This is a genomic window from Micromonospora sp. NPDC047753, from assembly GCF_040642735.1.
GTDB lineage: Bacteria > Actinomycetota > Actinomycetes > Mycobacteriales > Micromonosporaceae > Micromonospora.
Map to the genome: position 1 here is coordinate 18,330 of NZ_JBEYSL010000003.1, position 13,622 is coordinate 31,951.

The 13,622-nt window shown below is 70.3% G+C and carries 14 protein-coding genes; 8 read left to right on the forward strand and 6 right to left on the reverse strand.

Annotation, left to right across the window (positions count from 1 at the left end; translation table 11 throughout):
• Nucleotides 1-60: 60 nt before the first annotated feature.
• The gene (locus tag ABZ749_RS00540) at nt 61-561 is read left to right on the forward strand and encodes a SigE family RNA polymerase sigma factor (RefSeq protein WP_357221173.1); all 501 of its coding nucleotides are present in this window, start codon (nt 61-63) and stop codon (nt 559-561) included.
• A complete protein-coding gene (locus ABZ749_RS00545) occupies nt 554-1,420 on the forward strand; it encodes a hypothetical protein (RefSeq protein ID WP_357221175.1) in 867 nt (288 codons plus the stop codon). The genes ABZ749_RS00540 and ABZ749_RS00545 overlap by 8 nt, the downstream gene beginning before the upstream one ends.
• Before the next feature lie 84 nt (nt 1,421-1,504).
• Here ABZ749_RS00545 and ABZ749_RS00550 read toward each other — a convergent pair whose 3' ends face one another.
• Nucleotides 1,505-3,088 (reverse strand): acyl-CoA carboxylase subunit beta, encoded by a 1,584-nt coding sequence (locus tag ABZ749_RS00550; RefSeq protein WP_357221177.1) that lies wholly within the window; start codon nt 3,086-3,088, stop codon nt 1,505-1,507.
• An 84-nt stretch (nt 3,089-3,172) separates the two neighbouring features.
• Between ABZ749_RS00550 and ABZ749_RS00555 the strand changes: the two genes are divergently transcribed.
• Both ABZ749_RS00555 and ABZ749_RS00560 read left to right on the forward strand, forming a co-directional pair.
• Nucleotides 3,173-4,048, forward strand: coding sequence for a biotin--[acetyl-CoA-carboxylase] ligase (locus ABZ749_RS00555; protein ID WP_357221179.1), 876 nt, complete (start codon nt 3,173-3,175; stop codon nt 4,046-4,048).
• Nucleotides 4,049-4,155: 107 nt separating this feature from the next.
• A complete protein-coding gene (locus ABZ749_RS00560) occupies nt 4,156-4,728 on the forward strand; it encodes a PH domain-containing protein (protein ID WP_357198008.1) in 573 nt (190 codons plus the stop codon).
• A 45-nt stretch (nt 4,729-4,773) separates the two neighbouring features.
• Here the strand turns inward: ABZ749_RS00560 and ABZ749_RS00565 are convergent, their stop codons facing one another.
• From ABZ749_RS00565 to ABZ749_RS00575, 3 genes are all read right to left on the reverse strand, one after another.
• A complete protein-coding gene (locus ABZ749_RS00565) occupies nt 4,774-5,415 on the reverse strand; it encodes a MaoC/PaaZ C-terminal domain-containing protein (RefSeq protein WP_357221181.1) in 642 nt (213 codons plus the stop codon).
• Nucleotides 5,412-6,119: a GtrA family protein gene (locus tag ABZ749_RS00570; protein ID WP_357221208.1), complete on the reverse strand. Its 708-nt coding sequence runs from the start codon at nt 6,117-6,119 to the stop codon at nt 5,412-5,414. The genes ABZ749_RS00565 and ABZ749_RS00570 overlap by 4 nt, the downstream gene beginning before the upstream one ends.
• Before the next feature lie 63 nt (nt 6,120-6,182).
• Nucleotides 6,183-6,731 carry a GtrA family protein gene (locus ABZ749_RS00575; protein WP_357221183.1) on the reverse strand — a complete coding sequence of 183 codons (549 nt, stop codon included), beginning with the start codon at nt 6,729-6,731 and terminating at the stop codon, nt 6,183-6,185.
• A 427-nt stretch (nt 6,732-7,158) separates the two neighbouring features.
• On the opposite strand from ABZ749_RS00575, the gene ABZ749_RS00580 reads away from it, so the two are divergent.
• The 4 genes from ABZ749_RS00580 (at nt 7,159) to ABZ749_RS00595 (ending at nt 12,216) form a co-directional block, all read left to right on the forward strand.
• Entirely contained in the window at nt 7,159-9,003 is a 1,845-nt protein-coding gene (locus ABZ749_RS00580) for a phosphoenolpyruvate carboxykinase (GTP) (RefSeq protein WP_357221185.1), read from the forward strand.
• Nucleotides 9,004-9,040: 37 nt separating this feature from the next.
• Nucleotides 9,041-9,910: a hypothetical protein gene (locus tag ABZ749_RS00585; protein ID WP_357221187.1), complete on the forward strand. Its 870-nt coding sequence runs from the start codon at nt 9,041-9,043 to the stop codon at nt 9,908-9,910.
• Nucleotides 9,911-10,271: 361 nt separating this feature from the next.
• Nucleotides 10,272-11,414, forward strand: a complete 1,143-nt coding sequence (locus ABZ749_RS00590; RefSeq protein ID WP_357221189.1) for a geranylgeranyl reductase family protein — start codon at nt 10,272-10,274, stop codon at nt 11,412-11,414.
• Nucleotides 11,415-11,445: 31 nt separating this feature from the next.
• Nucleotides 11,446-12,216, forward strand: a complete 771-nt coding sequence (locus ABZ749_RS00595; RefSeq protein ID WP_091394347.1) for an isoprenyl transferase — start codon at nt 11,446-11,448, stop codon at nt 12,214-12,216.
• Nucleotides 12,217-12,258: 42 nt separating this feature from the next.
• Here the strand turns inward: ABZ749_RS00595 and otsB are convergent, their stop codons facing one another.
• Nucleotides 12,259-13,083: a trehalose-phosphatase gene (gene otsB, locus ABZ749_RS00600; RefSeq protein ID WP_357198025.1), complete on the reverse strand. Its 825-nt coding sequence runs from the start codon at nt 13,081-13,083 to the stop codon at nt 12,259-12,261.
• Between the two features lie 67 nt (nt 13,084-13,150).
• Nucleotides 13,151-13,504, reverse strand: a complete 354-nt coding sequence (locus ABZ749_RS00605; RefSeq protein ID WP_210784414.1) for a hypothetical protein — start codon at nt 13,502-13,504, stop codon at nt 13,151-13,153.
• Nucleotides 13,505-13,622 lie beyond the last annotated feature (118 nt).

Genomic DNA, 13,622 nt, shown 5'->3' on the forward strand with positions numbered 1-13,622 from the left:
CGGGCAACCAACGGCCCTTGCCGGTGCGTGTTCCCAGCGACCGACACGGGGAGGTATCGGGTGCCGGACGTCGACGGGTTCGACGAGTTCTACCGGGGGAGTCGGCAACGACTCCTCGGGTTCGTCTACGCCCTCACCGGTGATCGGGGTGAGGCCCAGGACGCCGTGCAGGAGGCGTACGTCCGGGCGTGGCAGCGCTGGTCGACGATCAGCGGGTACGACGACCCGGAGGCGTGGGTACGGGTGGTGGCCAGCCGGATCGCCGTCAGCCGGTGGCGCAGCCTGCGTAGCCGCGCCCGCGCCTACCTGCGACACGGGGCCACCGAGACCGTTCCCGGGCCGGGCACCGACACCGTCGCGGTGGTCGCCGCACTGCGTCGACTGCCCGAGGAGCAACGCGTCGCCATCGCCCTGTACTACCTGGTGGGCATGCCGGTCGCCGAGGTCGCGCGGGAGACCGCGGCCCCGGTGGGCACCGTCAAGGCCCGTCTCTCCCGGGGGCGTACCGCGCTCGCCGGTCTGCTCGCCGTCTCTGATCTGGAGGAGGCCACCGATGCGTGACGACCCGACATTCGTCGAACAGATCCAACGGGACCTGCAGGACGTGCGGTGGCTCGGCCCGGAGGAGATCCGCTCCCGGGCCCGCCGCCGCAGCCAGCGCAGGATCGTGGTGGCCACCGTCGCGCTGGCTCTCGCAGGGGTCTCCGCAGTGGCGGTCGCCGCCCCGAGGAAGTCCGCGCCGCCGGTCCCGCCGGCCGCCGCGCCCTCGGCCTCGCCGACCCGGCACGAGATCAGCAGCCACGCCCTGTTGCAGCCGGCCGACCTGCCGCAGCAGGTCGACGTGCAGCTCAGCCAGTCGGGCCTGGGCGAGCCGGTCCTGCTGGATCACATGCTCGGTGCCTGCCGGACGAGTCAGGGGCGATCGAATGGCTGGCTGCATTCGATCCTGTCCCGTTCGCAGACCCTGGTACCGAAGCGCGCCGCGGCAGTCCTCACCCAGTCCGATGGTCTGATCACGCAGGATCTCTACCGGCTGCCTCCGGACGCGGCCATCCAGCTTCTCGCCACCATGGACGACCTGGTCGCACCGTGTGCCGAATGGACCAGCGTCGGCGAATACAAGGTGCAGGGCGCAACAGGCACAGGCACCGCGTCGGCAACGCACCGCTGGGCGGTGATCCAGCGGGACTTCGCCGGTGACGGGGCTGCGCTGCTGCGGCACACCGGTTCGCAGCCCGTCGACCAGAAGACGGGCAAGCCCATCGCCGCGCCACCTCGGCCGACCACCACCGCCGTGGTCCGGGTGGGCGACCTGATCACAGTGCTCACTCTGAGGCAGACGGGCATCGAGGTGGACCTGCCCCGATTGGCGGAGGTCGCCGCCCGCCGGATGTGCGTCGCCGCCAACCCGGCCTGCTGACCACTGTCGATCCGCGCAACCTCAGGTTTGTCGCCCGCCGCCCGGAGGCAGCACTTCTCCTGACGTTGCGCGGATCGACCGGCCTCAGAGCGGGATGTTGCCGTGCTTCTTGGGCGGCAGGGTTTCCCGCTTGGTCCGCAGGACACGCAGCGCCCGGACGATCTGGGTGCGCGTCTCGTGCGGAGCGATCACCGAATCGATGTACCCGCGCTCGGCGGCCACGTACGGGTTGGCCAGGGTGTCCTCGTACTCGGCGATCTTCTCGGCCCGGACCGCCGCCGGGTCCTCGGCACCGGCCAGCTCGGAGCGGTAGAGGATGTTCACAGCGCCCTGCGCGCCCATCACCGCGATCTGCGCGGTCGGCCAGGCGAAGTTCAGGTCCGCGCCGAGGTGCTTGGAGCCCATCACGTCGTACGCCCCGCCGTACGCCTTGCGGGTGATCACGGTGACCTTCGGGACGGTCGCCTCGGCGTACGCGTAGATGAGCTTCGCGCCCCGGCGGATGATGCCGTCCCACTCCTGACCGGTGCCGGGCAGGAAGCCGGGCACGTCCACGAAGGTCAGCACCGGAATGTTGAACGCGTCGCAGGTGCGGACGAAACGGGCGGCCTTCTCCGAGGCGGCGATGTCCAGGGTGCCGGCGAAGTGCATCGGCTGATTGGCCACCACGCCGACCGGCCGTCCCTCGACCCGGCCGTAGCCGACCACGATGTTCTGCGCGTAGAGCGGCTGGACCTCCAGGAACTCCCCGTCGTCGAGGACGTGCTCGATCACCGTGTGGATGTCGTACGGCTGGTTGGCCGAGTCCGGGATGAGGGTGTCCAGCTCCCGGTCCTCGTCATTGACCTCAAGCGAAGCGGGGGCGTCGACCACGACCGGCTCGTCGAGGTTGTTCGACGGCAGGTACGACAGCAGCGCCTTGACGTAGTCGACGGCGTCCTCCTCGTCACTGGCGAGGTAGTGCGCGTTGCCGCTGCGGGTGTTGTGCGTACGCGCGCCACCCAGCTCCTCCATGCCGACGTCCTCGCCCGTCACCGTCTTGATCACGTCGGGGCCGGTGATGAACATGTGCGAGGTCTGGTCGACCATCACGGTGAAGTCGGTGACCGCCGGAGAGTAGACGGCGCCGCCGGCACAGGGCCCCATCACCAGTGAGATCTGCGGGATGACGCCGGAGGCCCGCACGTTGCGGAAGAAGATCTCGCCGTAGAGGCCGAGCGAGACGACGCCCTCCTGGATGCGCGCGCCGCCGGAGTCGTTGATGCCGACCACCGGGCAGCCGATCTTCATGGCCAGGTCCATCACCTTGACGATCTTCTCGCCGAAAACCTCACCGAGCGAGCCACCGAAGACCGTGAAGTCCTGCGCGAAGACGCACACCTGCCGGCCGTCCACCGTGCCGTAGCCGGTGACCACGCCGTCGCCGTACGGGCGGTTCCGCTCCAGCCCGAAGGCCGTGGACCGGTGCCGGGCCAGTTCGTCGAGTTCGACGAAGGAGCCCTCGTCGAGCAGCATCTCGATCCGTTCGCGGGCGGTCTTCTTGCCGCGCGCGTGCTGCTTCTCCACGGCGCGGGCCGACCCGGCGTGCACCGCCTCGTCGACCCGGCGCTCCAGGTCCGCCAGCTTGCCCGCGGTGCTGTGCATGTTGGTCCCGGTCTCGGTAGTCACCCAGGGAATATAACGATGGTTCAGGTGGGTGCCGCTGTGCAGTACGCCTCAGTGTCGGCCGGAGCACCGCCGTAGGCTGGCGGAATGTCGGGCTCCCCGTACACCGATCTGGACCGGCCGCCGCTGTCGGCGACCCGGCTGCGCCGCGCGTTGACAGCGCCGAACGGGCCGTGGGCCCGACTGGAGCTGCGTGTCGAGACCGGCTCCACCAACGCTGACGTGGCCGAGGCCGCGCGGGCCGACGAGCCCGAGGGCCTGGTCGTGGTCGCCGAGCGGCAGACCGCGGGGCGCGGCCGGCGCGGGCGGGTCTGGCAGTCGCCGGCGCGGGCCGGCATCGCGACGAGCGTCCTGCTGCGGCCCGGAGAGGCTGTGCCGGACCGCGGCTGGCTGCCGGCGACACCCACCGGGTACGGGTGGCTGCCGTTGCTGGCCGGCGTGGCGTTGGTGGAGGCGGTGGCCCGGCTGGCCGAGCTGGAAGCCACCCTGAAGTGGCCGAACGACCTGCTGATCGACGACGCGAAGTGCGCGGGCGTGCTGGCCGAGGCGGTGCCGGGACGGGCGCCGGACCAACCGCCGGCGATCGTGCTGGGCATCGGGCTCAACGTGACGTTGCGCGCCGACGAGTTGCCGGTGAATCCGACCGGGCTGCCGGCCACCTCGCTCCAGTTGGCCGGCGCGGTGGCCACCGATCGGGATCCGCTGCTGCGGGCGCTGCTGCGGGCGGTGGCCGACTGGTACGACCGTTGGCGTTCGGCGGGCGGCGACGCGGTGGCCAGCGGCCTGCGCGACGCCTATCTGGAGGCCTGCGCGACGATCGGGCGCGAGGTACGCGTCCTGCTCCCCGACGGCGACTCCCTGACCGGCACTGCCACCGGGGTGGACCCGGACGGCCAACTGATGGTCACCACGTCGACCGGCGCCCGAACCCTGGCCGCCGGCGACGTCCTGCACCTCCGCTGAGGACGGGCAAGATCACGTAGAGCCGAGTGGGCCCGCGCGGCGGATGTTGTGGTGGGGCCTGGGGGGTTTACCGTCTGCGCGTCCAGAAAATCGCGTTGGAGGTTCCCGTGGCGTTTCCCGAGGACGTGCTCACCGAGGACGAGCACGTCGTGCTGCACCTGCATCCGCACTGGAAGGCGTTGATCCGGCCGATCGCGGTGCTGGTGCTGGCCATCGCCGCGGTGGTGGTCGGCGTGCTCCTGTTGCCCGAGAGTGGCGGCGGTTCGGTCGCGCTGGCCGTGATCGGGGCGATCGCCCTGGTCGCGGTGCTCTGGCTCGGCCTGTGGCCGTTCCTGGTCTGGCGCACCACCCACTACCTGTTCACGAACGAGCGAGTCCTGCTTCAGCAGGGTGTGCTCTCCCGGGACCGGCGGGACCTTCCGCTCGCCCGGGTCAACGACCACTCGATGAACCAGCGTTTCGTCGAGCGTCTGCTCGGCTGCGGGACGCTCACCATCGAGTCGGCCGGTGAGCGCGGCCAGTCGGTGCTCGCCGACGTGCCGGACGTCGGGAAGGTGCAGACCACCCTGTACGAGCTGGTCGAGGCACAGCACGACAAGCACTCGCTGGGCGATGGCGAGATGCGCGACATGCTCGCCGACATGCAGGACGGCAAGCCGCTTCGCGACACCACGACCTGATCCGGGCCGGTGGAGACCCGCCCCTGGCACACCGTCGGGGGCGGGTCAGTCGGGTGGGCCGCTGCTCTTCGTCGGGTCGGTCTGGGACGACCCGACGGTGGACGGGTCTGCTGCGGTCGGGCCGCTGTCGGGCTGGTCAGCTGCGGGCCGGTCAGCGTCGGTCGGCCTGGCTTCGGCGGGGTCGGCCTCGACCGGTCGCACGGCGAACCAGCCACGGAAGCGGGTCCGCAGCACCTCCTGCTCGGGCCGGTCGTCCGGGCCGAGGCGCAGCATGGTGCCGGTGAGGCTGACGGTGCCGAGCCCGGGGCGGGCAGTCGACGGCCGGGCTCCCATCACGTCGACCCGGACCGCGAGCCGGTCGCCGGCCCGCACCGGGGCGAGCCAACGCAGCTCCTCCAGGCCGGGGGAGGCGTCTGCGGCGGCCCGGGACAGCAGGTGGTCGACGTACGCGCGCATGAACAGGCTGACCGTGTAGAAGCCGCTGGCGATCAGACCACCGTGTCGGCTCGCCGCAGCCAGGTCGGGGTCGACGTGGTACCACTGCGGGTCGAAGCGGCGAGCGAAGGCGACCATCTCGTCGGCGTCCACGGTGACCACGCCGAGGTCGACGGTGAGCCCCGGGACGAGATCCTCGAAGAACAGCTCGGCGGGTCGCCCCGTGCCGGAGCGGGCGTCGGGGGTCGTCACCGGCGGGGCGCGCGACGGGTGCCGACGTGCAGCTCCGCGGCGAGTTCCGCGTCCAGGTCGACGGCGGGGCTGACGCTCAGCCGCGGGAGCCGACCCTGCGTCGGTGCGCCGGCTGGCGGGTCGGTGCGTTGCGCCGACTCCGCCTCCTCCAGCTCGGACACCGATTCCGCCAACTCGGCGACCGGGTCCATCTCCGCCATGGTGTCCCACTCGTCGCGCGGAATGCTGTGCCAGGTGGAGTCAGGCTTCGCGGGCTCGTCCTCGGCCGGCGCGACGGGTTGGAAGACGAACGTGCGGTATGACCAGAACCGGAACAGCGTGGCCAGCAGGACGCCGACGGTCTTGGCCAGATTCAGTGCCAGCAGGCCGTGTACGCCGAGACCGTACTTCGCCGCCGCCACAGCCCCCAGCTCAATGAGCAGGCCAGCGCCGTTGAATAGGAAGAAAAGCAGATATTCCCGGCGAAGCGCCGATTTCGGGCGATCACGGTACGTCCAGTGCCGATTCATGAGGTACGACGTGATGGTGGCGACGATCGTCGCGATCACTGTCGCCTTCAACTGACCATTGACGAAAACGGTCAGTGCAAGGGCATTGAACACCGCGTAATTGATGACGGTGTTGATGCCGCCGACGATGCCGAACTTGAGCGCCTCGTGGATGAACTTCTGCCAGCGCTCAGGCAGCAGGCGGACAAGACGCATGCGAAACACCTTAGGGCAGTCGGTGCGGCCGGCGATCACCGGCCGAACGAGGTGGGCGGCAGGTCACGCCCCGTGGTCACGGTCGGGATCCACCTGCGGAAGGGTCGGGGTTCCCGCTTCGACGAAGACGAACCGCCGGTACGACCAGAATCGAAACAGCGTGGCGAATCCCGTACCGACGATGTAGCTGGCGAGATTGTCCGCCAGGCGCGTCTGGAACACGTCCGGCCAGATGGCCCCGAGCCCGTAGCGGCTGAGCGCGAGGCAGGCCACCGTGATGCCGAGACCGACCGCGTTGAAGAAGAAGAACAGCGCGTACTCGCGGGCCGCGTTGTTGCGCTGACGGTGCCGCCACGTCCAGAACCGGTTGCCCACGAAGGCGACGGACGCCGCGATCACCGTGGAGATCGTCTTCGCCGTCAACTCTTCGACGCCGTGCCTGCTCGTCAGGTAGTTGAAGAGCGCGAAGTCGACGAGGAACGCGAAACCACCCACGGTGGCGAACTTGCCCATCTCGCGGATGAGGTGACCGAAGCGGTCGAGGAGTAAGCCGACGAGACCCCGTCGGGTCTGCCGGGGACCCGGTTGTTCCCCGGTCATCGTGGCGGCCACGGGGGGAGCCTACCGGCTGCCGGCCAGTCAGAGGGGTAGCAACGGCAAGCGGGCGTGGTCTCCCGGAGGGGCCCAGCGCCGTGTACGTAACCACTGCACAGAGCGTAACCAATTGGGAGGACTGAGCCGCTGCGGAACGGGAATCACCGCATCGGTCGGCGGGGCAGGTCAACGGCCCGACCGCAACAAGCGTCCGCCGGGGTGCACAACAAGATTTGCGTGAAACTGCGCGGGAAAGCGGGTATCAGCTCGTGATGCCGCAGCGAGGCCGTAGCTTGTGCAGTTCTTCACAACCTGTCCCACTGACTCGGAAGGCTGCCCGGTTTACGCTGAGGCCAATCCCAGGTTTCCACGAAGGCGACGCATCGCGCCGCTGAGTCTCGTGCATCCCATAGATCGGTCAGCGTCGACCACAAGGAGATGTGTCATGGTTGCTCCGGCTGTTGTGCGGGGTATCGATCAGGCCCCGACGTCCCATCCGAAACTGCTCGCCTGGGTCCGTGAGGTCGCGGAACTGACCACCCCCGACCGTGTCGTCTGGGTGGACGGGTCCGACGAGGAGTGGCGCCGCCTCACCGATGAGCTGGTCGAGGCCGGCACCCTGATCCGGCTCAACCCGGAGAAGAAGCCCAACTCGTTCTACGCGCGCACCGACCCGACGGACGTCGCCCGGGTCGAGGAACGCACCTACATCTGTTCCGTCGACGAGGCGGACGCCGGCCCCACCAACAACTGGATGGCGCCGGCCGAGATGAAGCGGACGATGACGGATTTGTACCGGGGCTCCATGCGCGGTCGCACCATGTACGTCATCCCGTTCGTCATGGGGCCGGTCGAGGCCGAGTCCCCGATGTTCGGTGTCGAGATCACCGACAGTCCGTACGTGGTCGCCTCGATGCGCATCATGACGCGGATGGGCACCCGGGTCCTGGAGGCCATGGGCGACGACGCGGACTTCGTGCACGCGCTGCACTCGATCGGCGCGCCGCTCGCCCCCGGCCAGCAGGATGTCGCCTGGCCGTGCAACGACACCAAGTACATCTCGCACTTCCCGGAGAGCCGGGAGATCTGGTCGTACGGCTCGGGTTACGGCGGCAACTCGCTGCTGGGCAAGAAGTGCTACTCGCTGCGGATCGCCAGCGTGATGGGCCGCGACGAGGGCTGGCTCGCCGAGCACATGCTGATCCTCAAGATCACCTCGCCGGAGGGCAAGGTTTACCACATCGCCGGCGCCTTCCCGTCCGCCTGCGGCAAGACCAACCTCGCCATGGTGGAGCCGACGATTCCCGGCTGGAAGGTCGAGACCATCGGCGACGACATCGCCTGGATGCGGTTCGGCCCGGACGGCCGCCTCTACGCCGTCAACCCCGAGTACGGCCTGTTCGGCGTCGCGCCCGGCACCGACTGGAAGACCAACGCCAACGCCATGCGCACGCTGGACCGGGGCAACTCCGTCTTCACCAACGTCGGCCTGACCGACGACGGCGACGTCTGGTGGGAGGGCATGGGCGAGCCGCCGGCACACCTGATCGACTGGAAGGGCAACGACTGGACGCCGGAGAGCGACAGCCTGTCCTCCCACGCGAACAGCCGGTTCTGCACCCCGATCACGCAGTGCCCGATCCTCGCCGACGAGTACTTCGACCCGAACGGCGTGCCGATCGACGCGATCCTCTTCGGTGGACGCCGCAAGGACACCGTGCCGCTGGTGACCGAGGCCCGCGACTGGGTGCACGGCGTCTACATGGGTGCCACGCTCTCCTCGGAGACCACCGCCGCCGCGTCCGGCGCCGTCGGCGTGGTCCGGCGGGACCCGATGGCGATGCTGCCGTTCATCGGCTACCACGCCGGGGACTACTTCCGGCACTGGATCGAGATGGGCAAGGGCACCGACGGCGACGAGGCGAAGCTGCCGAAGATCTACTACGTCAACTGGTTCCGCAAGGACCCGGACGGCTCGTTCCTCTGGCCGGGCTTCGGGGAGAACTCCCGGGTGCTCAAGTGGGTCGTCGAGCGGATCGAGGGCACTGCCGACGCGGTCGAGACGCCGGTCGGCATGGTCCCCGCGCCGGACGCCCTGGACGTCGAGGGCCTGGACATGACCCCGGAGGATGTTCGGATCGCGCTGAAGGTCGACCCGGACGAATGGCGTAACGAGCTGCCGATGATCACCGAGTGGTTCGAAAAGTTCGGTGACAAGCTGCCCGGCGTGCTCTGGGCCGAGTTGGACGCGTTGCGCGCCCGCCTGGACGCTGCGCAACCGCAGCGGTAGGTGTGAACGAGACCCTTCGCGGGCAACATCGGATTTCATGAGGACGGCCGCCGAGACACAGGTCCGGCGGCCGTCCGCCGTCCGGGTGCTCACCATCCTGCTGGCGACGACGGCGGCGGCCACCGTCGTGGTCGAGCTGCTCAACTGGTGGTACGCCCCGGAGCAGGGATTCGGGCTCGCGGTACGGACCGGCTGGGCCATGCTGCGCTCGTTCGGCTTCCTGCTGCTGATCGGCCACGTGCGACGGGGTCGTACGGCGGCCCGCCCGTTCGGGCTGATCCTCGCGGTCACCACGATCTTCGCGGTCGGCCGGCTCATCGTGCCCCGGCAGGGCGTGCCGCCGCTGCCCGGCCTGCTCGGCTTCGCCATTCTCACGGCGCTCTGCGTCGCGGTGGTCTGGCTGCTCTACCGCTCGTCGGCGTTGGCAGCGCACCTGGTCCGGCACCGTCCACGCCTCGTCATCGACCGGGACGGCATCTCCTGGCGGGAGACGCCGCCACGCCGACCACAGGCCAGTGCCTGGTTGTTGACCAGCCGGGTGGCGGCCTTCACCTACAGCCCGCTGATGCTGGTGCCGGCACTGGTCGCCGGCGGTTCCATCCTGGATGGTCGACTGACCGCGGTGCCGGCCGTGCTGTTCTGGTTCGGTGCGGGCATCACGGCCAGCTACGCGGTGCTGTTCTGCACAGCGTTCCTGATGCGGGGCAAGGACTGGGCACGTGGCCTGCTGGTCGTCGTCACTGTGGCCGTACTCGCCGTGGATCTGCCGCTGTGCTGGTGGCTGCTGGGTGTAGACGGCCTGGTCCGCGACGGAGGCCCCCTGGTGGCGGCGGCAGGGCTGACCCTGTACGGCCTTCGCCGCGCCGCTCGCGCCCCCGACGACGCCGGACCTGAACCCCGACCTTGACCGCGGCGGAGCCCCCGCACCGACGCCGCCGGGTGCCGACCCGGCGGCCGACCGCGGCCCAGCACCTGCCCATCCCCTCGTCTGCTCTGCACCGTCCTTTGCTCTGCACCCCAATAGGCGACAGTCGCGGACGGTAACCGTCGCATCCGCGGGTGCAGAGCAAAGGTGGGGTGGGTGAGATTGGCCGGCCGGGTGCGGGAGCGTTCTTCGCGGGCGGCCAGGGGGCAGGATGGCGGGTGGCGTCGGTCACAGTGTCGACGTCGGGGCGAGCTGCGGAAATCGTCGCGGCGGTCGGCCGCAGGGCCGACCGGGTCGCCCGGCGGGAGCGGCCGCGACGCGGCGGACTGGGAGGAGGCTCGTGGTGGGCGACGAGTTCGACGTGGTGGTGGTGGGGGCGGGACCGGCCGGGGCGGCAGCCGCGCTGACGGCGCGCCGGGCCGGTGCCAGCGTGCTGCTGCTGGACCGGGCCGACTTTCCCCGGGACAAGGCGTGCGGTGACGGGATCGCCGCGCACTCGGTGGACGTGCTCGCCGAGCTGGGGGTGACCGAGGCGGTGGCGGGTTACGCGCCACTGCCGGCGTTACGCATGGTCTCGCCGGGTGGCGGTGCGGTCGCTCGGGCGCTGCCCCGACCCGCGTACACAGTGCCCCGGGAGGTTTTCGACGCGCGGCTGGTGGCGGCCGCGGTGGCCGCCGGCGCGCAGCTGTGCCGGCACACGGTGCGCCAGGTCGAACCGCGCGCGGACCGGGTGGTGCTCGACGGGCAGGTGTCCGGCCGGGTGGTGATCGGCGCGGACGGCGCCGGCTCGGTGGTACGTCGGGCGCTCGGCCATCCGCAGAACCCCGACCGACACCTCGCGCTGGCCATCCGGGGGTACGCCCCGGCTCTGCCCGGCCCGTCCGAGCAGCTCATCGTCACCTCGAAGGCGCGTTGGCCGGCGTACGCCTGGTCGTTCCCGATCGGTGACGGCCGGGCGAACGTCGGATACGGGGAGGTCCTGCGCGGTGAGCCACTGAGCCGCGCGTACCTGCTGGACCGGCTGGCCGCGCTGCTGCCCGGCACCGATCTGGCGACCGTGACCGCGTTGCGCGCGCATCACCTGCCGCTCTCCACCCACCGGCCGTCGCCGGGGCGTGGACGCACCCTGTTGGCCGGGGACGCCCTGTCGCTGATCAACCCGTTCACCGGGGAGGGGATCTTCTACGCGTTGCTCTCCGGCGCGCTCGCCGGGTCGGCGGCGGCCCGGTCGCCTGAAGGCGCGGCTGGCCGCTACGCCGACGGGTTGCGTCGCCGCCTCGGCACCCACCTGCGGCACAGTTCGGTAGCGGCGTGGTTGGCCCGGCGACGTCGGGTGGTGGACGCGGCGGTCCGGGCCGCCCGTCGGGACGACCGGGTGTTCTACGACGTGGTCGAGCTGGGGCTGGGTGACGGACGCCTCACCGCTCGTACGCTCGCCCTGATCGGTGTCGGTCTGGGCGGCGGGGATGGGGCTCCGAGGCAGTGAACTGGCGCAAGGGTCGCTACGCTGCTAGGTGATGACGCTGCGGAACCTTATCTACTCCGTGTACGAGCGCCGGCTCACGGCGAAGCTCGCGGGTAAGCCGGTGCCCCGGCACGTCGGGGTGATGTGCGACGGCAACCGCCGATGGGCGAGGGAGATGGGCTTCGTCGACCCGAACGACGGGCACCGGGTCGGCGCGGCGAAGATCAAGCACGTCCTCGGCTGGTGTGACCAGGCCGGCGTCGGGCACGTGACCCTCTACCTGCTGGCCACCGACAACCTGCGCCGTCCGGCCGCCGAGCTGGACCCACTCCTCAAGATCATTGAGGACCTGGTGGTGGAGCTCTCCGAGGAGGGCAACCCCTGGCGACTGCGCATCGTCGGAGCGCTTGACCTGCTGCCGGCGCAGACTGCGGCGGCACTCAAGGGCGCCGAGGAGCGCACCCGTGAGCGCACCGGTGGCGCGGAGGTCAACATCGCGGTGGGCTACGGCGGCCGCCGGGAGATCACCGACGCGGTCCGTTCGCTGCTGCTGGAGCACGCCGCCACCGGAGGCACGATCGAGGAGTTGGCCGAGGTGCTGGACGTCGAGCACATCGCCGAACACCTCTACACCCGCGGCCAGCCCGACCCGGACCTGGTCATCCGCACCAGCGGCGAGCAGCGGCTTTCCGGTTTCATGCTCTGGCAGTCCGCGCACTCGGAGTTCTACTTCTGCGAGCTCAACTGGCCGGATTTCCGGCACATCGACTTTCTGCGGGCCCTGCGCTCGTACGCCACCAGGCAACGCCGCTACGGCGCCTGACCCGGCGGCGACGCCGTCGGCCGCCGCTGGGGTCAGGTCGGTTCAGGACAGGTGGGTCAGCGCCCGGGTGAGGAAGTCACCCAGGGCGGCCGGCGACTCGATGGTCAGGTCGGCGGCGTTGGCCACCTCGTGGCCGGTCTCCGGGTTGGCCACCGCCACACAGACGCCGAGGAAGTCCGGGTCGGCGGTGGCGCGAGCGCGCAGCGCGGCGAACGCCTTGATGTCGGAGACGTCATCGCCGAAGTACCAGGCGCCGGTGGCACCCTTGATCGCCTCGCCGATCACCATGCCCTTGTCCCGGTCGACAGGTGGCTTGAGCTCCAGCACCATCCGCCCGGCCTGCGAGCGCAACCCCAGACGGTCGGCCTGCGCCTGCCCCCACTGCTGCACCGTCGCGCCGAGTTGCGGGGCGGTACGCCAGTGCAGCGCGACCGAGAGCCGCTTGTACTCCACAAGCGTGCCGGGTGGCAGTTCCGCCCGAGCCAGGTCGGCCAGCTCCGACATGGTCGGCACCCAGGGCAGCGCGGCCGGTTCGGTGACTGTCTCGCCGCCGGAATGGCTGTGCTCCAGCCCGTAGAGGCCGTAGAGGTCAACGCCAGCGAGCCCGCCGAGCTGATCCCGAAGGAACTCGACGGGTCGGGCGGAGACGATCGCGACCCGCTGCACGACCGGGGCGAGCGCCTCGATCGCGGCCAACGCCTTGGGCGCCGGGCGTACCGCGGTCGGATCGTCGTCGACGGGCGCGAGCGTGCCGTCGAAGTCGAAGAAGAGCACGGTCCCGGCCGCCCGGCTGGCGGTTACCCGCCAGGCCTGGTCGGCGTTCAACGGGGTCCTCGGCTGTTGATTTCCCAGATTCAACGGCGGCACGCGCGTCAGCGTACCCCGGCGATCCAGGCTCATTCCTGGCCGAGCGGACCCATTGAGCGGTAAGCGATCAGCGTTCGGCGGCTCCTCGTCCGCGCCGGCCGAACGGCACCACCGCGGCTTCCTGGCCGTGGCTCAACAGGTAGCCCTCCACGAACCCGGTGTTGCGATCGCCGGTGTGGTTGTCGATCTCGTTGAGCCGTGCCACCAGGAACTCGGTGAGCGCGCTGATTCGGTTGTTCAAACGCTCGTGCAGCTCGGCGACGACGGCCAGGACGACCGCGGTGCCGGCGGTGATGAGCGCAAAGAGGTTGACGAGCAGCGGCAGCTGCCCGCCGTCGACCGCGAGGGTCACCGTGTTGCCGGTCGCCCACAGTGTCACCGACACCGTTGCGACCACGACTGCCAACCACTTCAGGGTCATGGACAGACCCCTCCTTCTGTCCCGCAGGGCTGGGTTCGGCCTTGTCCCGTCCCCCCGCCGATGACGAGCCCAAGCAGTACGAATAGGGACGCTAGCGTGCCCGTTCCAGCCCCGGAGG

Bases quoted from the DNA above. Each gene is read 5' to 3' on its own strand.
- ABZ749_RS00595 (WP_091394347.1), top strand. From the start codon at position 11,446: ATGACGCTGCGGAACCTTATCTACTCCGTGTACGAGCGCCGGCTCACG.
- ABZ749_RS00570 (WP_357221208.1), bottom strand. From the start codon at position 6,119: ATGCGTCTTGTCCGCCTGCTGCCTGAGCGCTGGCAGAAGTTCATCCAC.
- ABZ749_RS00555 (WP_357221179.1), top strand. From the start codon at position 3,173: ATGTCGGGCTCCCCGTACACCGATCTGGACCGGCCGCCGCTGTCGGCG.
- ABZ749_RS00545 (WP_357221175.1), top strand. From the start codon at position 554: ATGCGTGACGACCCGACATTCGTCGAACAGATCCAACGGGACCTGCAG.
- ABZ749_RS00580 (WP_357221185.1), top strand. From the start codon at position 7,159: ATGGTTGCTCCGGCTGTTGTGCGGGGTATCGATCAGGCCCCGACGTCC.
- ABZ749_RS00585 (WP_357221187.1), top strand. From the start codon at position 9,041: ATGAGGACGGCCGCCGAGACACAGGTCCGGCGGCCGTCCGCCGTCCGG.
- ABZ749_RS00605 (WP_210784414.1), bottom strand. From the start codon at position 13,504: ATGACCCTGAAGTGGTTGGCAGTCGTGGTCGCAACGGTGTCGGTGACA.